The sequence below is a fragment of the Streptomyces sp. NPDC029138 genome, from assembly GCF_055564375.1.
The window spans coordinates 226,721-247,637 of the sequence record NZ_JBVHWM010000005.1; the positions used below are offsets into that span (position 1 = coordinate 226,721).

Below are 20,917 nucleotides of genomic sequence, written 5' to 3' on the forward strand. Positions count from 1 at the left end.
AGGACTTCGTGTCGCAGGACTTCGTGTTTCAGGACTTCGTGTTTCAGGACTTCGTGAAGGAAAAGGTGACGAAAGAGGTGACGGAAAAATGACGAGAAAACGGAGTACGGCGGAAAGATGAAGAGGCCGTGCTTCGGAGGGTGGACTGGGTGCGGAGGCCGAACTGATCGGTCAGTCGTCGGTCAGGAGTCGCGCAGCTCCTTGATGCTCACGGCCCGGCCCGGCAAGGGGGAGCGGGCCGGGGCCCGCAGACCGTCGAGGAACAGCTGTAGATGACGGTGGACGAAGCGGTCGCCGCGCATGCAGTCCGTGCCGGCCGGGGGCCGGCTCAGCTGGGACACGACGATCATCAGATCGCCGACGCCGACGTCCGGCCGGAGCTGCCCGGCCGCCTTGGCCCGGCCCATGACCTCCTCGACGAGCTGCTCGACGCGCTCGCGGGAGGCCTCCAGGTCGGGGTGGTGCTGGTCGAAGGTGCTGGACACCATGGGGCACATCGCGCTGATCCGCTCGTCGGCGGCGGTGTGCACGAAGCGCTCCAGGGCGGCGAAGGCGTCCCCGGTCTCCGCGAGGGCCAGTTCGGCCGCCTCGGCCGTGCGGTCCATGACGGAGCAGACGACCTCGCGGACGAGGGCGTCGCGGTCGGGGAAGTTGCGGTACACCGTGGCGTTGCCGACGCCGGCCCGGCGGGCGATCTCGTCCAGCGGCACGTCCGGGCCGTGCTCGACGAACATCTCCCGGGCGGCGGTGACGATCCGCTCCCGGTTGCGCAGGGCGTCGGCGCGCGGCCGGGGCGCCTTGCGCACGGAGGGGGCGGTCGTGGCGGACACGGTGACTCCTTGGGTCGTTGGGGTGGTGCGCGGTGGTGCACAGCGGTGCGTGCGTTGGTGCACATCGGTGCTGGTGCACAGGTGCGTTGGTGCCCAGCGGTGCATCGGTGCTCGCGGTGCTTGTAGTGCATTTGGTGCCTGCTGTCCGGCGACTCGGTGACGAGCACTCGACGGTGAGCGGTCGCTGCCGGGCCGCGATCCGGGGAACCGGTCCCCGTTTCGGTCGGACACAGGGCTAAACGGGGAAACCATCCCCGGTTATTTCCCGCCCGCCGAAAGAATCCGTGTGACCTGAGACACAATCACCACCCGCCGGGATTCACCCCGCTGCGGCCCCGCTTTCCCACGGTCGGTCTCCTCCAGCGCGCGCCCACCGCCCCGCCGACACAGGGTGAGCGCAAGGGTGCAGCCGGAGACCGGCGGCTGCCGTGGCGCGAAAGGTCCCTGCATGCAGCCGCAGCCGCAGCCCCGCTCCCGCCGCCGCATACGCCCGCGCCGGGTTGCCGCCCTGTCGATGGTGACCGCACTGACCCTCACGGTCAGCACCTCGGCCGGGAACGGCAACCTGACGGCGCCCGCCTCCGCCGCCGGGCCCATCAACCTGGCCCGCTCCTCCGCGCTCGTACCCTGCATGATCCGTGGCGGCCTGGACGTGCAGATGACCGAGGGCCTGCCCACCCCGTCCGGCTACTCCCGCTCCACTGGCACCGTCCACGCCCTGACGCTGATGGTGGACTTCCCCGACGCGCCCGGGCCGGGCAGCGCGATGGACCGCTTCCACGAGTTCTTCCCGCAGACCCAGGAGTGGTTCCGCACCGCGTCGTACGGCCGTCTCGACTACCGCCCCGAGACCCCGGTCACCAACTGGCTGCGCATGCCGAAACGTTTCCAGGCCTACGGCATAGAGCGCGGCGCGCCCTTCGACCCCGGCTACCGGAACCTGGTGCAGGACATCGTGGCCGCCGCCGACCCGACGGTGGACTTCCGCGACTACGACCTGCTGAACGTGCTCATCACCCCGAACGCCGGCCCCTCCGCCCTGGACACCGTGCTGTCCGTGACCTTCGCCGGCAACGACGAGGCCCCGGTCGCCGACGGCGTCCGCATCGCCAACGCCTCCTTCGTCTACTCCCGCCAGGACGACGGCTCCGGCTCCTACTCCCGCACCGGCTACCGGGTGCTGCCGCACGAGAACGGCCACACCTTCGGCCTGCCCGACCTGTACACGCAGGAGGGCGGGGGCGCGGTCGGGCACTGGGACATCATGAGCGAGGACTGGGGCGCCAACAACGACCTGCTCGGCTGGCACAAGTGGAAGCTGGGCTGGCTGGACGGCGGCCAGGTCGGCTGCGCGGCGGCGCGGGGCAGTGCCGAGTACACCCTGTCCCCGCTGTACAGGCCGGGCGGCGGAAAGCTGATCCTGGTGCCGGCCACCGCGCGCAGCACCTACGCGCTGGAGGTCCGCGCGCAGGGCGGCAACGACGAGACGGTGTGCGGCCCGGGCGTGCTCATCTACAAGGTCGACGGCACCGTCGACACCGGCCGCGGCCCGGTCACCGTCTACGACAGCCACCGCGACAGCGGCGGCTGCACCCGCAGCCCCAACGTCCACGCCGAACTCTCCGACGCCCCCTTCACCCCCGGCGAGACCTTCAAGGACCCCGGCCACGGCATCACCGTAAAGATCCTGAACACGGACGAGGAGGGCAACTACCGGGTGCGGATCACGAGGGGGGAGGGGGCGGGGGCGCGGGCTTGAGGACGGGGCGTGGCGGTGGGACGTTGGGGCAGGGTGCGGCCTTGTGGGTGGGGGCGCGGGCTTGAGAGTGGGCGCGCGGGCTTGAGGGTGGGCGCGCGGGCTTGAGGGTGGGGGCTGAGTTGACGTGGGCGGGCCGGCCCGGCGCTCACCCGCCGGTGCTTGCCGGGCTCGCTGCGTGCCGGTCGGGGTTTACCGTAGGCGTGCCCCGATGGGATGCCGTACCGGAGAGACGATGCCCGCCATGACCGCAGTGGATGCCGATGCCCGCGCCGGGGCCGGGACACCGGTGGAGGCGGTCGGACCGTTGGTGCGCGGAGTCGCGGTGCTACGGCGGCTCACCGAGGCGGGCGGCGCGCTGAGCCCGAGCGCGCTGGAGCGGGCCACCGGCCTCGCCCGCTCCACGGTGGACCGGATCACCGCCACCCTCGGCCGCATGGGCTACGTCCGCCTCGACGGCCGGGACGTCGTCCTCACCCCGCGCGTGATGGAGCTGGGCAACGCCTACCTGGCCGCCCTGCGCCTGCCCGCGCTGCTCGACGCGCGCGCCGACGCCCTCGCCGACGAGTTGGACGAGTCGGTGTCGCTCGCGGTCTCCGACCTCGACGGCATCCGCTTCATCCACCAGGCCACCCGCCGCCGCGCGCTGTCCGTCAGCTTCCGCATCGGCGACCTGTTGCCGGCCGAACGGACAGCGCCTGGCGCGCTGTTCGCGACCGAGTGGACGGAACCGACCTGGACGCGCTGGCGGGAACGCCGTACCGACGACGTACACGACGCGTCCTTCCCCGCCGTCCCCCCGAGAGCGAAACCCGCTGGCGCCTCCGCCTTCACGAACTCCTCCACAGACTCCTCCACGAACTCCTCCACGAACTCCTTCCCGGAACTGGTGGAGCGGGCGCGCCGGGACGGCTGGGCCGTGGACGACCAGCTGATCGAGCCGGGCCTGGTCGCGGTGTCCGTACCGGTACGGGACCCCGGTACCGGCCGCATGGCCTGCGTGGCGAGCGTGGTCAGCCACACCAGCCGGCACTCCGCGGCGGACCTGCGCACCAGCCTGCTGCCCCGGCTGCGTACGGCGGTGAAGGCGATGGAGACGGACCTGCGCACCGCACCCCCACCCGAGCCCGGCCCGGGACCCGCCGGCCTCGCGACCTGGACCACGGCGTCCAAGCATGAGCTGGGCCGGGACTTCGTGGAGTCGCTGGCCCGGGGACTGACCGTACTGACGGCGTTCGGCGAGGGCCGCTCGGCGCTGCCCCTGACGGAGGTGGCCCGGGCCACGGGCCTGTCCAGGGCCACCGCGCGCCGGGCACTGCTCACCCACGAGCACCTGGGCCTGGTGGCGGCACATCCCGACCGCACTTTCACCCTCACCCCGCGCGTCCTGGACCTCGGCTTCCCACCGCTGTCCCGGACGTCACTCCCCCGCCTGGCCGAACCGCACCTGCGGGCCCTGGCGAGCGCGGTGCGGGAGCCGACGGCACTGGCGGTGCTGACCAGCGACGGCAAGGAGATCCAGTACACGGCGGGGGCGGGCGCGAGCCGGGTCCTGACCGTACGGATCACCGTGGGCGCACGGCTGCCGGCCACCGCGACCTCTTTGGGCCGCGTCCTCCTGGCGGACACCGCCGACCCCCCGCCACCCGCGCTCGCCGAGATCCGGTCCCAGGGCTACGCCCTGGTCGACGAGGAACTGGAATCGGGCCTGCGGTCCATCGCCGTACCGGTACGGGACCGCACGGGCCGGACGGTGGCCGCCGTGAACATCTCCACCCACGCGGCCCGCCGCACCCTGCGGGACTGCGTCCACGACCTCCTCCCCGCCCTCCACGCGACGGCGGACCACATCCAGCAGGACCTCCACACCGCATCCCGCTTCACCCACGTCCCCCCGTCCTGATCCGGTACCCTGTGGACCGAGCGCCCGCCAGGACGCCCACCCACGCCTTCGTAGCTCAGGGGATAGAGCACCGCTCTCCTAAAGCGGGTGTCGCAGGTTCGAATCCTGCCGGGGGCACAAGGGCAAAGGCCCCGGACCGATCCTGGTCCGGGGCCTTTGACATCTGCTTCTGACATCAACGGGGGCGGTCACCCACGATCGGGGCGCCTCCTTCGCAACAGACGGTCCATGTGGCTCATGGCCTCGCGCTGAGTGTCCTGCACGACGTGCGTGTACACGTCCATGGTGATGGGGAACAACGGGGCGCCAGAGTCACAACGACGCTGGCTCCCTGGTCAGCGTGTTGCCAGTTCATCCGGCATCCACGTACGCGATCTTCCAAACTGGTGCTCATGATGTCGAGCGGACCGTCGACTGTAGGCTGCGCCGGCAGACGTGACCACACGAGGAACCGTATGGAGCAATCGCCGACCACGTTGAATCGTCTGGCCAACAGCGGCCTCGGAGCCGTTCCGGCGGTTGCCTGCGTTGCGTACGCGACGCAAGCCGATACCGGCGCCGCGCGGCTTGCGGCGGGTCTGGCCGTGATCGGGTTCGCTGTCCTGGCGGTGCGGGGCTATCGACTCGGCGTGACATGTGAACACTCGCGGTTGGTGATCCGTGGCTACCTGCGCACCCGGGTAATCGATCGAGAGCGCATCGTGGAGATCACGGACTTACCCGCGGTGAGGTGGACGGCTCGCAGCGGACGTAACCGATGGACCCCCCTCACGGCGTTCATGACGAGTCCAGGCGAAATCTCGGCAACCCGCATCCACAAGGATCGTGTCATCAGGAAGCTGCGACAGTGGGCGCGGTACTAGCCCCCCGAGGCGCCCTGCGGCAGCGCGGCAGCGCTCTGTCCTGGGCCGTCTGTGGGCCGTCCAAGAGCGATCAGTGACGGGCCTGTGACGACAGTGAACGCTGGGAGTGCTGAGGTTGGGGGACTCTGGCCCGGCACCATCCAGAGTCGGCCTTGGAAACGAAGTAGGCACGCGGCCCAGGGGAAGGCAACATGGCCGCGTGCGCCAGGAGCAAAGGGCAGACGGATTGAGGGCAGCTCTCCGCGACGCCGAGTCAAAGTCATGGTCTTGCAGAGCTGCCGCAGGCAGGCAGCTTGCGGCGATTGCAGGCCAAGAAGAAGTCGAGCCGGTCCTTGAACGGCTTCTTTTGGACCCTCACGACACTGGAGTCACGCAGGAAACGGCGGAGGCACTGCTGCAACGACGGGATTTGGTTGGTCTGCGTATCGTTCTTGCGACGCTGTCCCGGGCTGGGGCGTGCGACACCGCTGACCAGCTCGACGGCGAAGTGTACAACCATCAAAGCTGGATGATCGCCGATGGCCGGCGGGACCAGTTCGTGCAGCAGCTAGAGGCACTTACAGCCGACGAGGACGCTGCCGTCCGCGAGGAGGCTTTGCGGTTCCTTGGGAGCGACCCGGAGGCGGTAGCACCCACTCCTGTCAAGGGCGACTCGATTGGCTGACACGACGGCGCCGGGCCGGCTGACTCCGGTGGTCCCGGGCTGGAAGACGATGGTGGTCTAACCGCTTGGCTGGAGTCGAAGCGGCTACTCACCAGCCCTGAGCGTCGCATCGACACGTTGCGGTCCCTACTCGCCGAGGATGACGACGCGCTCCTGATGCACGGCTACGACCTAATCAGCGATCCTCAGACAGTCGCCATAGTGAGAGCTCGGCAGCGCGCAGCGGGACAGCGCCGCCGTAGGCTGCGACGACTGGCAACGCGTCGACGCTCCGCGAAGTGACATCAGCGGATGACATCAACGCCTCCGGACGGCAACGGACTGGAACAGCCGCGGGGCCCCGGGAACCTTCGGTGTCCTGAGCGCGGAGCAGGCCGCACGGCCCGGGGATCCTGCCGGGGGCACAGAGAAACACCAGGTCGAGGCCCTTCCGTCCGACGGATGGGAGGGCCTTCGTACTCGCAGCACATATGTGGCACACACGGGCTGCGGGCAGAGGTGGGCAGCTGCGACATGCCTGCCACGGACGAGCCGGCCCGGCGTCGGCACGAGAAGCTGGTCGATCGACTTGAGTCGCTGGTGCGGACCGCCCTGAAGCCGCAGTACAAGGGCTGCTACGGGCAGCTGATCCTGGGCGCCGATGATCTCGCGGAGATGGGTGAGCTCAAGGACGTCCGGCGGGCCGCTCGGGAGGCGGGCCGCCGTCTCGCCAGTCCGGGAGGGGAGCCCCGTCAGTCCGGGAGGGGAGCCCCGTCAGTCCGGGAGGGGAGCCCCGTCAGAGGCTGAGGTGTCCATCACCGCAGGCCAGCTCGACCGCACAGCTGACCTGCACAGACGACGCCGCACGACGTTGACCGCGACGACGGCCTGTGGCCGTGCGGCGCACCACACAAGTGACCACACTGGGATCATGGAAGATCGGCCTCCCACGCAAAGGCCGCCCATGCCGCACGCGGATGCCGCGGAGCGGCGCGATTACACGGGTGCCGTGTACGGCTCGCTGCTCGCGGCCTCGGTCGTGGTGGGGGCGGGAACCGGCTCGCTCGGTTCCCTCCCTCGGCTGGAACTCGTTCTCCTGCTGCTGGGCACAGGGTTGGTGTTCTGGGCGGCCCACGTGTTCGCCCGGCTGTTCGGGGCGCGGGTCATGTACGTGCCAGTGAGCGCGAGGGAGATACGGCGGGCGTGCGTGACCGAGTGGCCCATCGTGGAGGCGGCCGTCCCACCGGCCGTGGCGGTCGCCGTGACCCCCCTGATGGGCATCGGCCCGAGAGGGGCGCTGTGGCTGGCCCTGGGCGTGGCGCTGGCCGGTCATGTCGGCTGGTCCACGGTCGCCGCCGTACGCGCGGGAGCTTCCCGCCGCGCAGTGGTGACGACCGGGGCCGTCAACCTGACGCTCGGGCTGCTCATCGTGCTCCTCAAGGTCGCCGTCACGCACTGACGTCGGCGCCGCCCGATTGCGCTGATCAGCCCCGGCCGCTCGGCAGGCACCCTCGGCCGTCGAGTGCAACGCTGTAGGTGGACCGGTCCCGGCCTCCGGATGCGGAAGGGAACGGACATGGAGATCAAGCCTCAGGCAGTCGTCATCCCCAAGGAGACCGACCACCTGGAACAGGGGAAGTACGGCCCCGTCTTTCCGAGAACTCCGGCCTGCTACGGCTTCACCATCATCGCGAACGTCAAGCCGGGCAGGGCCGACGCGATACGGGAGCACGGCCATACCCTTGCCAAGGCAGTGGAGCGGGATCCGCACTTTCTCGCGCCGTTGAAGCTGCACTATCTGCGCTGGGTTCTCTTCGACGACGACACGCGCTTCCTGTATCAGGGGATCTTCGACACTGACTTCGACAAGTACACCGAGGACGCTGTCGCGCTGTTCAGTAAGTTGGGCGTGAGTACCACCTTCGAGAACCTCGAAGGGTTTCCCGAGGACTGGCAGACCAACCCCGAGGCGTTCGTGCGCTTCGTACGGGAACACCACTGTCCGAGCTTCATCGAGTACGGCGAGTACCCGTACGTGACGGCGGACGAGATCAAGAAGGCGTTGCTGATCAAGAACGCCCTGTCGCAGATGCTCGACCAGATGCAGTGAGACGACCAGACGGTCGGACGTAGTGAGACGAGTGGCAATGAGCGAGGTCAGGACCGCACGTACCTACAACCAGAGGCACATTCCGCGGGAGTACACCCCTGGCGGGCGGCGGGTGAGCATCTACGTCTCGTGGAGCTATCCGGCCGAGGCCGGCCGCAACCCGGCCGAGCTGGACAACCGGTTCTCCACGATGACCGAGGTCAGGCGGGCGGCCTGGCCGGCGTACGAGGACCCGCAGTGGTCCGACCCGTACCGGTTCCAGCAGGGCGTCGCCGGGTCGCTGGAGCTGTTCTTCTGGGCCTGGGTGCCGTTCCAGGACTTCGTCAAGGAGGTCACGGGGCATCCCGTGCCGGTGTACCAGCGCATCGACCAGGCGGGTTTCTTCACCCCGTTGGACGAGCGGGTGCTTGACGACACGGACGTCCTGTTCGTGTTCGGGCTGGACCACGCGGTCACCGGGCAGGAGGCCGAGCCCGGGGAGATCGAGGCCCTGCGGGCGTTCCTGGCCCGGGAGGACACCCGTCTCGTCCTGGGCCCGCACCACGATGTCGGCGCATCGGACGATCCGTCGGTACGGGAGCTGGAATACCGCCATCACGGCGATCCCCTGGTGCCACGCCAACAGCGGTTCGCCACCTACGTGAGGGACGTGATGCGGGGCCTTGGAGTACCGGTGATGAACCGGTACGGCCTGCGCCCGGCGACCCGCGAGAACAACCAGATCGTTCCTCTGTCCACAGTGCGGGACCTGGATACGAAGAACTGGCTGGACGGGGTGACGAACTTCAACTTCCACATGCACCTGCCGCACTACGACGTGACGACCGACGAGCCGGGCACCGTCCACGTGCTGGCCAGGCAGCCGATCGACATGTCGAGGCCGCATCCGTTCACCGAAGTCGGCAACACCGAGTTCAACATGTTCCTGTGGATGCCTTCCGGCGGCGAGCGCGCCGGCGATCTGCTGCTGGCGGACTCGACGATCTTCAGCTCCTTGTTCGGCGGGGACGAGAGCCTGCGGAACTTCTGGCGCAACCTCGTCTCCAAGTAGAGCCACGGGAGGTCGACCGTGAGTGTGCACACGGAGGACACGTTGGACCTCGCGGACATCCAGCGCGGGGTTCTCAGCGGCCGGCCGACGCCTTACGCGGCGACCTACCTCGCCTTCCGCATCGACGACCGGGCGCACGGGCGGGAGCTGATGCGGCGCGCGAGTACGGCGGTGACCTCCGCGGCGGACACGGTCAGCCCCTTGGGAGAGACCTGGGTGAGTGTGGCCGTCACCTGCCGCGGCCTGGAGGCGCTGGGGGTACCCCGCGCCTCACTGGACACGTTCGCCTGGGAGTTCCGGCAGGGGATGGCCGCCCGCGCCAAGGCCCTGGGCGATGTGGGCGACAGCAGCCCGGAGCACTGGGAAACGCCGCTGGGCAGCCCCGGCCTCCATGTGGTGCTCACCGCGGTCGCGCCCGACCCCGAGCGCCTGGAGGCGGCCCTCGACCGCGCCCGCCCCGCTTACGACCGGCTCGCCGGGGTGACGACGATATGGCGGCAGGACTGCTACGCGCTGCCCACCGAGACCGAGCATTTCGGCTATCGCGACGGCGTCAGCCATCCGGCCGTCGAAGGCAGCGGGATCCCGGGATCCAACCAGCTCGAAGTGCCGCTGAAGGCCGGCGAGTTCGTCCTGGGCCACCGGGACGAGATCGGCGGTCTGCAGAGCCCACAGCCCACCGTGCTGGGCCGCAACGGCAGTTACGCGGTCTTCCGCAAGCTCCATCAGAACGTCGCCGAGTTCCGGCGCTACCTGAAGGACAACTCCACCGGGCCCGAGGACGAGGAACTGATCGCCGCGAAGATCCTGGGACGCTGGCGCAGCGGTGCCCCCCTGGCGCTGGCGCCGCACGCCGACGATCCCGCACTCGGCGCGGACCCGCACCGCCGTAACACCTTCCTGTACAAGACCGACGATCCGGCGGGATTCACGACGCCCGGCGGCAGCCACATCCGCCGCGCCAACCCCCGCGACGCCTCAGTGGCAGGAGAGGTACGACTGCACCGCATGATCCGACGCGGCGCCGTCTACGGCCCGCCGCTGCCCGAGGGAGTGCTGGAGGACGACGGAGCCGACCGCGGCCTCATGTTCGCGTTCGTCGGAGCACACCTGGGGCGGCAGTTCGAGTTCGTCCAGACGCAATGGATGAACGACGGCGTCTTCTTCGGCGCGAACGACGCCAAAGATCCCGTCACCGGAGCCCACGACGGGTCCGCCGGCTACACCATCCCCCGCCGCCCGCTGCGCCGACGCCTCACCCCACTGCCGCGGTTCGTCGTCACCCGAGGAGGCGAGTACTGCTTCCTGCCGAGCCTGACCGCCCTGCGCTGGCTCGGCGACCTCCACGACTGACAGCGCGGCGATCGGCACCGCACCCGCACCCCGACGACACCGTACGTTGTCCACTCCACCGAGTTGCAGGAATGCTGCGGTGGCAGTTTCGTCGTCCGGCGCCTCGACGATGGCCACAAGGTCGTATGGACCGACGGTCCAGTAGATACCCCCTTGATCGGTCCAGCCCAGCAAGGTGGCGTACGTCGGCATGTTCTTTCACCTTCACGAGACGCATCCTGCGGACAAGCCTGGACACCTGGTCTGGAACCTGCATGAAATACGCACCCGGACGAGCAGTACGAGCAACCGTAGGCATCGAGCGGAGCAGGTGTTGCAGGCGCCGCACCCTTGGTCACCAGACGGGGCGGCATCTGGCGACCCTACGCCCGACACCCGGGTTCACCGCGCAGGCGGCCACGAACTTCAGGCCCTCCTCCACGATCCGGGCCGGCCATGTCCTCCGACATGGCCGGGTTGGCGTCCGTCACGGTGCGACAGCAGCTTTCACCCGCCTGCTTCCCCCGACTCGCGGGTTCCCCGTCCTAGGGATCATCTGGGGATCATGAGCGACAACGGCGGCGCCGCTTTCCCCGGTGGGGAGCGCGGTGAACTGGATGAACTGCGGCGTCGGCTGAGTGCCTTGGAGGACGCCGGGTCACCGCGGACGGTGGGCCATCACCGGTTCCGCTCGCTCGGCTCGGTCCTGCTGATCCTCTTCGCCGCGCTGCTGTCGCTGTTGTCCGTCGTGGCGGTGTGGGCGAACAGCATCGTGCGGGACACCGACCGCTACGTCGCAACGGTCGGACCACTGGCCGAGAATCCCGATGTGCAGAAGGCGGTCACCAACCGGGTCACCGCCGTCGTGCTGGCGCAGATCGACGTGGACGGGGTGGTCAGGCAGCTGACGGACGCGGCCGCGCAGAAGGGGGTTCCGCCGCGGGCGGCGCAGTTGCTGAACAACCTGGACGGTCCGATCTCCAGCGGTCTCAAGCAACTGGTCGGCAGCGCGGTGCAGCGGGTGGTCACGAGCGGCGCCTTCGACACGGTCTGGGTGGACGGCAACCGCAGGGCGCACATGGCGCTGGACAAGGCCCTGACGGGCGAGGCCGCCGGAGGCGCGGTCTCGCTGAAGGACAACCAGGTCGCCATCGACGTCGCTCCGATCATCACCCGGGTGAAGGACCGACTGGTCAGCGCCGGTTTCTCGCCCGCTGCGAAGATCCCGGCCGTCCACACGGACTTCGTGGTGTTCGCCTCGAAGGACATCGGCAAGATCAAGACGTACCTGCGCGTGCTGGGGATTCTCGGCGGCTGGCTGCCCGTCATCACGCTGCTGGTCGCCGCCGCCGGGGTGTACATGGCGGGCAACCGCCGGCACGCGCTGATCGGGGCCGCGCTGGCGGTGTTCGTCGCCATGCTGGTCCTCGGTATCGCCCTCACCGTCGCGCGCGACGTCTACCTCGACCATCTGCCGCCCGGTACGTCCCAGGCAGCCGCCGGGGCCGTGTACGACGCTCTGGTCAGGTTCCTGCGCAGCGCGGTCCGGGCACTCGCCGCCGTCGCCGTCTTCACCGCCGTCGGCGCCTTCTTCGCCGGCCCCTCCCGGACCGCCGTTCTCACCCGTGCGGGCTGCCGCAGGAGCATCGCCGCCCTGCGCGACGTGGCCGGGTCGGCGGGGCTTCGCCCGGGTGCGGTCGGGCGGTTCGTTCATCGCTTCAGGCGCGGGATCGGAGTCGCCGTTCTGCTCGTCGCGCTGATCGTCCTGTTCACCTGGAGCTACCCGACGACGACGGTCGTCATCTGGACGGCGGTGCTCACCCTGCTCGCCTTCGTGATCCGCGAGTTCCTGGACACCGGCGCCGCTCCGGCCGCCGGCACCGCTCCGGCCCCCGACCCGTCCGCGAGTTCCCGAACCGGTGGCGCCGCTCCCTGAAGGTCATCCGCCGGTGGCGAAGCCGGGGAAGAGGGTCATGCCGCCGTCCACGTAGAGGGTGGTTCCCACCACGTAGTCCATGAGGTCCGAGGAGAGACCGACGACGGCGTTGGCGATGTCCTCGGGGTCGCCGATGCGCCTGTAGGGGATCAGCCGCAGCAGGTCTTCGCGGGCCTCGGCCGTCTCCCAGGCGCTGCGGTTGATCGGTGTCCTGATGGCTCCCGGGGCCACCGCGTTCACGCGGATCTTCTGCGGGGCCAGTTCCTGCGCCAGGGTCTGCATCATCATCAGCAGGCCGCCCTTGGACGAGGCGTAGTTCACGTGTCCTGCCCAGGGGATGAGCTGGTGCACGGAGCTCATGCAGACGATCTTCCCGGCGGCGCTGGACACCTCCGGCACGACCCCGCGCCGCAGGAACTCCTTCGTCGCCTCCCGGGCGCACAGGAACTGACCTGTGAGGTTGACGTCCAGTACCTTCTGCCACTGGGAGAGGGACATCTCGGTGAAGGGGGCGTCACGCTGGAGTCCGGCGTTGGCGACCAGGATGTCGATCGTGCCGAACTCCTGGATCATCCGGTCCAGCATGGCGACGACCTGCTCCTCGTCGGAGACGTCCGCCTCGTGGGCGGCGGCGCGCCCGCCGAGGGAGGTGATCTCCTCGACCACTTTTTCGGCGTCCTCGCGACCGGTCACGTAGTTCACGACGACGTCGGCGCCGGCCCGGCCGAGGGCGATGGCCGTCGCCTTGCCGATTCCGGAGTTGGCGCCGGTGACCAGTGCCTTCTGGCCCTTGAGGATGTGCGCGGGTATCACGTCCCGAGGACGTGCGTCGTCGGGGGTGGAGTTCACGATGGTCTGCCTCCTTGGTCGGTGTCCCCCGGGCCCGCGGGACCGCGTCCGGCGGCTTCCGCGGCGCAGGGGACCGACGCCGGCGGGTCCGGCCTCCTGCGCCGTCAGCCGCCCTGCTCGACGTGCAGATGGATCGGTCCGCGAAGGACGGGGCTCGGCCGGTACGGCGGAGGGTCGGCGACCAGCCGGGGCCCGTCGAGACGGCGTACCAGCTCCCGCAACGCGATCTGGGTCTCCAGGCGGGCCAGCGGCCCACCGAAGCACAGGTGGATGCCGCTGCCGAACCCCAGGTGCTGGTTGTCCTGGCGGTCGGGGTCGAAGCGGTCGGGATGGTCGAAGCGTTGCGGATCGCGGCTGCCCGAGGCGAGCATGAGCATGATCTGCGAGCCCTTGGGGATGACCGTGTCCCCGACGGTGATGTCGCTGTACGCCGCCCGCCACGGGATGATGTGCACGGGGGGCTCGTAGCGCAGCAGTTCCTCGACCAGCGGTACGACCAGATCCGGTTCGGCGCGCAGGCGTCGCAGCACCTCGGGGTTGCGCAGCAGCGTCAGCATGCCGTTGGTGATGAGGTTGACGGTGGTCTCGTGGCCGGCGATGAGCAGCAGGTTCGCGGTGCTGACGATTTCCTCGTCGGTCATACGCCCATCGGGCCCGTCGTCGTTGGCCAGTCGTGTCAGCAGGTCGTCGCCCGGCCGACCGTGGCGTTGCTCCAGCAGCCCGCCCAGGTAGTGGCGCAGGTCCTTGGTGGCCTGCAAGCCGTTGTCCAGTTTCTCCTTCGGGTCGGTCCTGGGGTCGTAGTTGATCGAGTCGATGATGGCGTTGACCCACACGTGGAAGCGCGGCTCGTCCTCGCGCGGCACACCGAGCAGGTGGCAGATCACGGTGACGGGGAACGGGTAGGCGAAGTCGTCGACGACGTCGATTCGCTGTTCGTCCGCGAAGTCGTCGATCAGTCCGCTGACGATGGCGGTCAGATCGCCTTCCATGCCGGCCACCAGCCCCGGGCGGTGCGGTGGGCCGAAGTGGCGCATCGCCATACGCCTCAGGCGGTCGTGCTCGGGCGGGTCGAGGTTGATGAACGACGGCGCGGTCCGTCCCTCGAGTGCGGCCATCGGGTGGGACAGATTGCGGACGTCGGAACTCAGGTGCGGATTGTGCAGTATGCCGGTGAGTTCCCGGTAGGTGCTGATGACGTAACTGCCGTCCTCCTGCGGGGCCACCGGTGTCCTGCGCAGTTCGGCGTAGAGCGGGTACGGGTCGGCCCGGGAGGAGTAGTCGAGGATTCGGGGCAGGATGTCGGACGTCTCGATCGTGGTCATGTCGCTTTCCCTCCTGCTTCCTCTCCTACCGGTGCTGCCGCATGGCGGTGACGCGTCGTTCGCCCGGGTCGTGGCCGGTGACGACCACCGTGGCGCCCTGCGCGAGCAGAGTGGGGCCGGGGAAGTCGACAGGGACCGGTTTCGCGTCGGCGGGCTGGTCGGGCGTGGGGCAGGGAGGCGGGAAGGGCGCGGCGGTCTCGATCAACTGCCGGTAGTGGTCCAGCCACTTCGCGTTGTTGAAGCTGACCGCCGCGGTCACGCGGCCCTGATAGCCGTAGACGGCGACGAAGCGACGGTCGGGCACGGACCCCTGGGTGACGACGACTTCGTCGGCGTAGGTCGGTACGCCGACGGACTTGATGTTGACGCCGAACTGGATCGACCAGAACGCCGGGATGGACAGGTGCGGCCAGCGGTCCGCCTGGGCGCTGACCATGTTGTGCGCCGCGACCTCGGCCTGCTCCACGGCGTTGGCCCAGTGTTCCAGCGAGATGAACCGGTACTCGTAGATCGGGTTCGGGCAGCGTGCCACGTCTCCGGCGACGAAGATGTCGTCGGTGACCAGGCCGTTGACGTCGAAGGCGCGGCATCCCGAGTCGCAGGCGACTCCCCATACGCCCACCGCCAGTCCCGAATCGCGTAGCCACTCGGTGTTGCGGATGCCGCCGAGCGCCACCACGGCCACGTCGGCGTCGACGGTGCTGCCGTCGTCGAAGTGGGCGCGGCGAAACCGCCCCTGCGCGTCACCCTCCAGCCGGGTGACCTTGACACCGCAGCGCAGATCGACACCGTGGGCGCGCTGCATGTCCGCCGCGATGTCACCGATCATGGCGCCGAGTCCTCCGACCAGCGGGGCCGGCGCGAGTTCGGCGACGGTCACCGGGATGTCACGCTCCCGGCAGATGGAGGCGATCTCGGAGCCGGTGAAACCCGCGCCGATGACCAGTACGCGGGAGGGGCCGGCGGCGATCGCTCGCTGCAAGCCGTCGGCGTCCTCACGGGTGCGAACCACGAACACGCCGTCCAGGGCCGCCTCCTCCTCGACGAACCAGGGCCGCGCACGGACACCGGTGGAGATCAGCATGCGGTCGAAGGGAATCCGGCGGCCGTCGGCGAGATGCACGTGGTTGGTCGCCAGGTCCAACCCGTCGGCGGGCACGCCCAGCAGCCACTCCGCGCCGATGTCACGGCGTCGCGGCAGCGCGGTGCCCTCGGCCGGCACCCATCCGGTGAGCACCTGCTTGGACAGCGGGGGACGGTCGTAGGGTTCGGCCGACTCGTCACCGATCATGGTCAGGGTTCCGGTGAACCCCTCGTCACGCAGAGCCTCCGCGGCGCGAAGTCCCGCCAGTGAGGCCCCGACGATCACGACGCGGCCGTCGCGCTTGAACCCCTGCAAGGTGTCCGCACTGCTCATGACGGCGGCACCCCCGCCGACACGCCGGACCCCTCCAACTGGTCGACCAGAATGGCCTGGAGCGGGCACGCTGCGGCGGCGCGCAGCACCTGCTCGCGTTGGACGTCGTCGGGCTGCGGGTCATACATCAGCGCTTCCTCGCCGTGCAGCCGGAAGGCATCCGGAGCAAGGAACGCGCATTGCGCATATCCTTCGCAGCGGGAAAGATCAACGACAACTCTCATCCCGATCGACCTCCACCTCGGGGACTGGAGAACCGCAGGCTCTGGGGCAGCACCGTTCGGGCTGCGAAGCACGGGGGACAAGCAGGAGCACTGCGGGAAGAAGACGCCGGTTCTGACGACCGTGCGCAAGGCGATCTGCGTGTGTCGCTCCGCCTGAGAACCTGACTTCGGCCCTCACCAGCCTAAGCCGTGTGGAGGTCCGCCGCACGGCCGCCGGCGGCCGGTGCCGGGTACGCGCGCCGGCATCGGACGACCGCGCCCGAGCCCGTGTCACGCCTGCTCGCGGTCGAGGGCGTCGTCGAGAGTGGAGGCGGCCATGATGAGGGAGAGATGGGTGAAGGCCTGGGGGAAATTGCCGAGCTGTTCGCCGCTCGGGCCGATTTCCTCGGCGAACAGGCCCACATGGTTGGCGTACGTCTGCATCTTCTCGAACGCGTAACGCGCCTGTCGGACGCGGCCGGCCCGGGCGAGTGCGTCGACGTAGAGGAAGGTGCAGAGGCTGAAGGTCCCCTCGGAGCCGCGCAGTCCGTCCGGAGACGCCATCGGGTCGTAGCGATAGACGAGGCTGTCCGAGACGAGGGTGCGATCCATCGCGTCGAGCGTCGACAGCCAGCCGGGGCTCATGGGCGCCAGAAAACCGACTCGGGGAATGAGCAGCAGCGACGCGTCGAGGACGTGGCCGCCGTACTGCTGGACCAGGGCCTGCTCCTTGTCGCTCCATCCCCGTTCCATCACCTGTTCCAGGATGGCGTCGCGTGCGGCGGTCCAGCCGGCGATGTCGGCGGGACGGCTGAACTCCCGCGCCAGGCGCAGTCCGCGGTCGAAGGCGACCCAGCACATCACTCGGCTGTAGGTGAAGTCCTTGCGGCCTCCGCGGGTTTCCCAGATGCCTTCGTCCGGCCGGTCCCAGGTGTCGGCGAGCCAGTCCAGGGTCGAGGCCAGCCCCTTCCAGCCGTGGTATCCGGTCTGGGTACCCACCCCCCGGCTCTCGGACAGGGCATAGAGCACCTCGCCGTAGATGTCGAGTTGCAGTTGGTCCATCGCCGCGTTCCCCGCCCGCACCGGGGCGGAACCGCGGTAACCCTCGAAGTGGTCGAGGGTCTCCTCCGGGATGTCGGGGTTTCCGTCCACCCGGTACATGATCTGGAGACGTTCGCCCGACGCGTCGGCGCGGTCACGCATCCGGTCGCCCAGCCAGCGTGTGAACCGGGCCGCCTCGTCGACGAATCCCAGGTCCAACAGCGCCCGTACGGAGAGGGAACCGTCGCGGACCCACGTGTACCGGTAGTCCCAGTTGCGCTCGCCGCCGACCTGTTCGGGAAGTCCCATGGTGGCCGCGGCGACCGGTGCGCCCGTCGGGGCGTAGGTGAGGAGCTTGAGGGTGATGGCTGAGCGGTTCACCATGGCCGACCACCGGCCGCGATAGCGGGAGGTACGAAGCCAGCTCTGCCAGAATTCGCCGACGGCGCCGAGCTGATCGGACAGTTCCTCCAGGGTGACGGGGGCCGGCGGCTCCCCGCCGGTGTCGCAGACGGTGAAGACGGCGGCGGCCGTCTGCCCGGCCTCGAGCGTGATCTCGCCCCGAACGTCCCGCGCGTCGCGCTGCACGGGGAACGTGGCCTGGAGGTAACCGGTCTGCGCCGGTGCCCGGAACACGGCCGCCCCGTCGGTCAGATCGAGGTCATGGGCGGCCCGCCCGTAGTCGAACCGGGGCCGGCACTCCAGAGAGAAGCGCACGGTACCGCGTACGGCGCGTACGAGACGCACCACGGCGTGGCGGTCTGTCGGTACGAGGGCCTTGTCGGGTGGCATGCAGTCAAGGACCTCGCCGACGCCGGCCGGTGACATGAACCGCGTCACCAGCACGGCTGTGTCCGGGTAGTAGAGCTGTTTGCAGACAGCCTCACGGTCCTGCGGGGCGAACATGAAGTATCCGCCCCGGTCGTGGTCGAGCAGGGAGGCGAAGACGCTCGGCGAGTCGAACCGGGGAGCCGCGAACCAGTCGATCACGCCACGGGAGGAGACCAGAGCAGCGGTCTGGAGGTCACCGATCAGACCGTGGTCGGCGATGGGCGGATAGCGGTCCATGGTGACTCCCGTACGTTCCTCGGGTTCCTCGGGTTCGTCGGCCGGGCCTCGCGGGGACAGAGCGGGAGAAGCGGGAGAACGACGTCAGCTCACCGGCCGCCGCGTGCCGCCGTGCTGCGAGCCATCGCGGGAAGGAGCGGCGGCATGTTCCCTGGCGGTCCGAGGGCGAGTACGACGGGTCGCCTGGACGTCGTTTCTTCCGCCGAGGGGGCCCGAAGGATCACCCAGCCGTCCGGCGGTTCTCACAGCGCTGCGTCCATTGCACCACCTTGGCAGACCAAGCGCACCTCGTCGTACGGCGGAACGGCCGACCTCGACGCCCACGCACTGCCGACCGCCGCCGCAGGCGGAGCCCGGCTGGGTGTCTTCGACGAGCGGCCGTCGCCGCGGAACGCCTACGGTGGTGACGGTCGGCAGGAGTTTCCAGCAGCGCCCAGTGCCTGGTGGGCCACAAGCGATCACGGCGTGGCCTGAGCGACCGCCCGGACCGTCATCAGGTGAGGACGGCGATGCCGTCCCCGAGCAGCTTCAGCCCGATCACGAAGCAGAGCACCGCCATCACGGCGGTGTTGTGCTGGGCGGCCCAGTTCTTCCAGCCGGCGAGCGTGCTCTTCGCGCGCTCACCCGCGACCAGGAAGACCGCCAGAGGGGCCAGGATGCCCAGCGAGGCGATGACCACGAACAGCGCCAGCGCCCCGATCTGCTGACCGGTGGGAACGCCGGACGAGCTGATCGAGGCGCTCGCGGCGATGGTGAACGCGGCGTTCTTGATGTTGGCCGCCGACAGTGCCAGGGCGAGGGCGAAGATCTTCACGGGGGAGAAACGGTCGATCGCGGCCATCCACTTCGGCAACTGCGCCTGCGAGACATCCCGGGGGCGCCGGTGCCACTGCCGGGCACCGAACAGGGCGAGCAGCACTCCCAGCGCGAGCTTGAGAGCCCCCACCCAGGTGGCCGGCTGCGCGTGGTGCGAGGCACCTCCCGAGCCGCCGACCGCCAGCATGATCGCTCCCAGGGCCGAGAGCCCCACCAGCCAGCCGACCGCGAACACCGACCCGCTGAGACGGCCCCTGGGCGTCGCCAGGACCAGGATGATCGCGATGATCGGGAGCGGACTGATCAGGACACCAGCCGCGTATCCCAGGACATCGCCAAGAACCTTTCCCATACAACGGCCTCCAGAGACGGCGATCCGCGACAGCGGCGAACAGGGACCTCATCGACCCCCGGACCGCCTGAACGGCATCGACGCCTCGCCAGGGAAATCGCACCTGCCCTCTTCGGACATCATCGGCGGCGAACGTCCCGGCGGCGCGTTTCCCGCGACGAACGGGTGATCCGCCTGGGGCGCGGGAACACCGGAACCGCGTCGTCCGCCGCACCGACGGACCGGTCGAATCCTCGCCCCGGTCGCCTCCGCTTCCGGCCGCGGGCGACGTACGGTGGAGGTACCGAGGGCATGGCGTACCCCGTGTCCGTACCGCCCCGGGCCCCCGTCGAGGGGAGGCGTGATGGTGCTTACCCGGTTGGACATCCACCGGCGGAACCGCGGGGAGGGGACACTCGTCACGCTCGCCGGTGAGATCGGACCGGCCACGGCGCCGCTGCTGCGGGCCGCACTGGAGCAGTGTCTGCGCGACGGCGTCACCGTCATCGACGTCGACCTGGCCACGGTCGGTTCCTGCGACACCCGGGGCCTGGACGTCCTTCTGTCGGCGTCACGGCGCGCCGGCCGGGTGCACGCCCGGCTGCGGCTGCACCACCCGTGCGCGCAGATCACCCGGCTCCTCGACGTCACCGGATCCACCCCCCTGCTCCTCCCGGCCCCCACCGATCCCGTGTCCCCCGCCCTGCCACGCGACCTCCTGGAAGCGGCCGTCCCGGGTCCGCCGGCCGATGGGAAGCGCACGCTGGGTCCCCCCGCTCCTGGACCGGCCGTCAAGGACGGCATCCGCCTGCGCCGGCTGACCCGTTGGCAGACCGAGGGGATCGAGGAGGACATCGCGGACCTGGCCATGGCATCCGTCGCGGACACCGCCGGTGAACCGTTCCACAACCGTGCGGTGTTCCTGCACCGCCTGGCCGGCAGTGCCCGGCGCCCCGGTTTCGCGCTGCTCATCGCCGAGACGACGGTGCTGGTCGGCTGCGCCTACGGCTTTCCGGTGGGCCCCGGCGGCTCCGACCGGGAAGGGTTCGACCGCATGCTGCAACAGAGCATCCAACGGCTCACCGCCTGCGCACGGTTCCTGGTTCTCACACAGGTCGTGGCCCATCCCCACGCGCAGCACCGCGACATCGCCCACCGCCTGCAAGAGCGTCTGCTCACCGATCGGCACGCCGCTCTCGGTGTCGCCCTGCTCCATCCGGCCGACCGGGCCGGACAAGCCGCCTTCGAGTCCTGGGACTGGCAGAACATGGGAGAGATCGTCGGGCTGCCCGGTCCGGTCGCTCCCTGTGTGCTGATCCTGCCTCGGGGAGCGCCGTTCCCGGCAGGCCGATGATCGAGCGTCCGCGTCGGACATCCGTTGCGCGGGCGACAGAAGGCTCCGCCGTCCAGCCGGTACGGCCCGCCGTCCAAGCCGGTACGGCCGCC

At 69.7% G+C, this 20,917-nt stretch carries 17 protein-coding genes, 1 tRNA gene and 2 pseudogenes; 11 read left to right on the plus strand and 9 right to left on the minus strand.

What is annotated here, in order from left to right:
• Positions 1–182 precede the first annotated feature (182 nt).
• The gene (locus tag ACZ4WH_RS08040) at positions 183–830 is read right to left on the minus strand and encodes a TetR/AcrR family transcriptional regulator (RefSeq protein ID WP_468177772.1); all 648 of its coding nucleotides are present in this window, start codon (positions 828–830) and stop codon (positions 183–185) included.
• Positions 831–1,278: 448 nt separating this feature from the next.
• On the opposite strand from ACZ4WH_RS08040, the gene ACZ4WH_RS08045 reads away from it, so the two are divergent.
• The 3 genes from ACZ4WH_RS08045 to ACZ4WH_RS08055 all read left to right on the plus strand — a co-directional run bounded on the left by ACZ4WH_RS08045 (position 1,279) and on the right by ACZ4WH_RS08055 (position 4,606).
• Positions 1,279–2,589 (plus strand): M6 family metalloprotease domain-containing protein, encoded by a 1,311-nt coding sequence (locus tag ACZ4WH_RS08045; RefSeq protein WP_468177774.1) that lies wholly within the window; start codon positions 1,279–1,281, stop codon positions 2,587–2,589.
• A gap of 232 nt (positions 2,590–2,821) precedes the next feature.
• On the plus strand, positions 2,822–4,489 hold the full coding sequence (locus ACZ4WH_RS08050; protein ID WP_468177776.1) for an IclR family transcriptional regulator domain-containing protein: 1,668 nt from the start codon (positions 2,822–2,824) through the stop codon (positions 4,487–4,489).
• A 44-nt stretch (positions 4,490–4,533) separates the two neighbouring features.
• A tRNA-Arg gene (locus tag ACZ4WH_RS08055) sits at positions 4,534–4,606 on the plus strand.
• Positions 4,607–4,677: 71 nt separating this feature from the next.
• On the opposite strand, the pseudogene ACZ4WH_RS08060 reads toward ACZ4WH_RS08055, so the two are convergent.
• Positions 4,678–4,779, minus strand: a pseudogene (locus ACZ4WH_RS08060) (tyrosine-type recombinase/integrase); the annotation flags it as partial.
• A 165-nt stretch (positions 4,780–4,944) separates the two neighbouring features.
• Between ACZ4WH_RS08060 and ACZ4WH_RS08065 the strand changes: the two are divergent.
• The 6 genes from ACZ4WH_RS08065 to ACZ4WH_RS08090 all read left to right on the plus strand — a co-directional run bounded on the left by ACZ4WH_RS08065 (position 4,945) and on the right by ACZ4WH_RS08090 (position 10,509).
• Complete coding sequence (locus ACZ4WH_RS08065) at positions 4,945–5,352, plus strand: hypothetical protein (RefSeq protein WP_468177778.1); 408 nt, start codon at positions 4,945–4,947, stop codon at positions 5,350–5,352.
• Between the two features lie 199 nt (positions 5,353–5,551).
• Positions 5,552–6,016 (plus strand): hypothetical protein, encoded by a 465-nt coding sequence (locus ACZ4WH_RS08070; RefSeq protein ID WP_468177780.1) that lies wholly within the window; start codon positions 5,552–5,554, stop codon positions 6,014–6,016.
• A gap of 910 nt (positions 6,017–6,926) precedes the next feature.
• Complete coding sequence (locus ACZ4WH_RS08075; protein WP_468177782.1) at positions 6,927–7,454, plus strand: hypothetical protein; 528 nt, start codon at positions 6,927–6,929, stop codon at positions 7,452–7,454.
• A gap of 117 nt (positions 7,455–7,571) precedes the next feature.
• Positions 7,572–8,105 (plus strand): hypothetical protein, encoded by a 534-nt coding sequence (locus ACZ4WH_RS08080; RefSeq protein ID WP_468177784.1) that lies wholly within the window; start codon positions 7,572–7,574, stop codon positions 8,103–8,105.
• Between the two features lie 37 nt (positions 8,106–8,142).
• Complete coding sequence (locus ACZ4WH_RS08085; protein ID WP_468177786.1) at positions 8,143–9,156, plus strand: hypothetical protein; 1,014 nt, start codon at positions 8,143–8,145, stop codon at positions 9,154–9,156.
• Between the two features lie 18 nt (positions 9,157–9,174).
• Positions 9,175–10,509, plus strand: a complete 1,335-nt coding sequence (locus tag ACZ4WH_RS08090) for a Dyp-type peroxidase (protein WP_468177788.1) — start codon at positions 9,175–9,177, stop codon at positions 10,507–10,509.
• A 39-nt stretch (positions 10,510–10,548) separates the two neighbouring features.
• Here the strand turns inward: ACZ4WH_RS08090 and ACZ4WH_RS08095 are convergent.
• Positions 10,549–10,701: pseudogene (locus ACZ4WH_RS08095) on the minus strand (GYD domain-containing protein); the annotation flags it as partial.
• A gap of 352 nt (positions 10,702–11,053) precedes the next feature.
• Here ACZ4WH_RS08095 and ACZ4WH_RS08100 point away from each other — a divergent pair.
• The gene (locus tag ACZ4WH_RS08100) at positions 11,054–12,424 is read left to right on the plus strand and encodes a hypothetical protein (RefSeq protein ID WP_468177790.1); all 1,371 of its coding nucleotides are present in this window, start codon (positions 11,054–11,056) and stop codon (positions 12,422–12,424) included.
• A gap of 3 nt (positions 12,425–12,427) precedes the next feature.
• On the opposite strand, the gene ACZ4WH_RS08105 is transcribed toward ACZ4WH_RS08100, so the two are convergent.
• The 6 genes from ACZ4WH_RS08105 to ACZ4WH_RS08130 form a co-directional block, all read right to left on the minus strand.
• On the minus strand, positions 12,428–13,222 hold the full coding sequence (locus ACZ4WH_RS08105; protein WP_468177886.1) for an SDR family oxidoreductase: 795 nt from the start codon (positions 13,220–13,222) through the stop codon (positions 12,428–12,430).
• A gap of 155 nt (positions 13,223–13,377) precedes the next feature.
• The gene (locus tag ACZ4WH_RS08110) at positions 13,378–14,595 is read right to left on the minus strand and encodes a cytochrome P450 (RefSeq protein WP_468177791.1); all 1,218 of its coding nucleotides are present in this window, start codon (positions 14,593–14,595) and stop codon (positions 13,378–13,380) included.
• Between the two features lie 25 nt (positions 14,596–14,620).
• A complete protein-coding gene (locus ACZ4WH_RS08115) occupies positions 14,621–16,012 on the minus strand; it encodes an NAD(P)/FAD-dependent oxidoreductase (protein ID WP_468177793.1) in 1,392 nt (463 codons plus the stop codon).
• The gene (locus tag ACZ4WH_RS08120; RefSeq protein WP_468177795.1) at positions 16,009–16,236 is read right to left on the minus strand and encodes a ferredoxin; all 228 of its coding nucleotides are present in this window, start codon (positions 16,234–16,236) and stop codon (positions 16,009–16,011) included. Before ACZ4WH_RS08120 ends, ACZ4WH_RS08115 begins: the two co-directional genes overlap by 4 nt.
• 270 nt (positions 16,237–16,506) lie before the next feature.
• Positions 16,507–18,384 (minus strand): glycoside hydrolase family 15 protein, encoded by a 1,878-nt coding sequence (locus ACZ4WH_RS08125; protein WP_468177888.1) that lies wholly within the window; start codon positions 18,382–18,384, stop codon positions 16,507–16,509.
• 433 nt (positions 18,385–18,817) lie between these two features.
• A complete protein-coding gene (locus tag ACZ4WH_RS08130; protein WP_468177797.1) occupies positions 18,818–19,492 on the minus strand; it encodes a GAP family protein in 675 nt (224 codons plus the stop codon).
• 343 nt (positions 19,493–19,835) lie between these two features.
• Between ACZ4WH_RS08130 and ACZ4WH_RS08135 the strand changes: the two genes are divergently transcribed.
• Positions 19,836–20,825 carry an STAS domain-containing protein gene (locus ACZ4WH_RS08135; protein ID WP_468177799.1) on the plus strand — a complete coding sequence of 330 codons (990 nt, stop codon included), beginning with the start codon at positions 19,836–19,838 and terminating at the stop codon, positions 20,823–20,825.
• Positions 20,826–20,917: the final 92 nt, after the last annotated feature.

Coding starts and splice junctions, on each gene's coding strand:
- ACZ4WH_RS08045 (WP_468177774.1), top strand. CDS start 1,279: ATGCAGCCGCAGCCGCAGCCCCGCTCCCGCCGCCGCATACGCCCGCGC.
- ACZ4WH_RS08050 (WP_468177776.1), top strand. CDS start 2,822: ATGCCCGCCATGACCGCAGTGGATGCCGATGCCCGCGCCGGGGCCGGG.
- ACZ4WH_RS08065 (WP_468177778.1), top strand. CDS start 4,945: ATGGAGCAATCGCCGACCACGTTGAATCGTCTGGCCAACAGCGGCCTC.
- ACZ4WH_RS08075 (WP_468177782.1), top strand. CDS start 6,927: ATGGAAGATCGGCCTCCCACGCAAAGGCCGCCCATGCCGCACGCGGAT.
- ACZ4WH_RS08080 (WP_468177784.1), top strand. CDS start 7,572: ATGGAGATCAAGCCTCAGGCAGTCGTCATCCCCAAGGAGACCGACCAC.
- ACZ4WH_RS08085 (WP_468177786.1), top strand. CDS start 8,143: ATGAGCGAGGTCAGGACCGCACGTACCTACAACCAGAGGCACATTCCG.
- ACZ4WH_RS08100 (WP_468177790.1), top strand. CDS start 11,054: ATGAGCGACAACGGCGGCGCCGCTTTCCCCGGTGGGGAGCGCGGTGAA.
- ACZ4WH_RS08110 (WP_468177791.1), bottom strand. CDS start 14,595: ATGACCACGATCGAGACGTCCGACATCCTGCCCCGAATCCTCGACTAC.
- ACZ4WH_RS08115 (WP_468177793.1), bottom strand. CDS start 16,012: ATGAGCAGTGCGGACACCTTGCAGGGGTTCAAGCGCGACGGCCGCGTC.
- ACZ4WH_RS08120 (WP_468177795.1), bottom strand. CDS start 16,236: ATGAGAGTTGTCGTTGATCTTTCCCGCTGCGAAGGATATGCGCAATGC.
- ACZ4WH_RS08130 (WP_468177797.1), bottom strand. CDS start 19,492: ATGGGAAAGGTTCTTGGCGATGTCCTGGGATACGCGGCTGGTGTCCTG.
- ACZ4WH_RS08135 (WP_468177799.1), top strand. CDS start 19,836: ATGGTGCTTACCCGGTTGGACATCCACCGGCGGAACCGCGGGGAGGGG.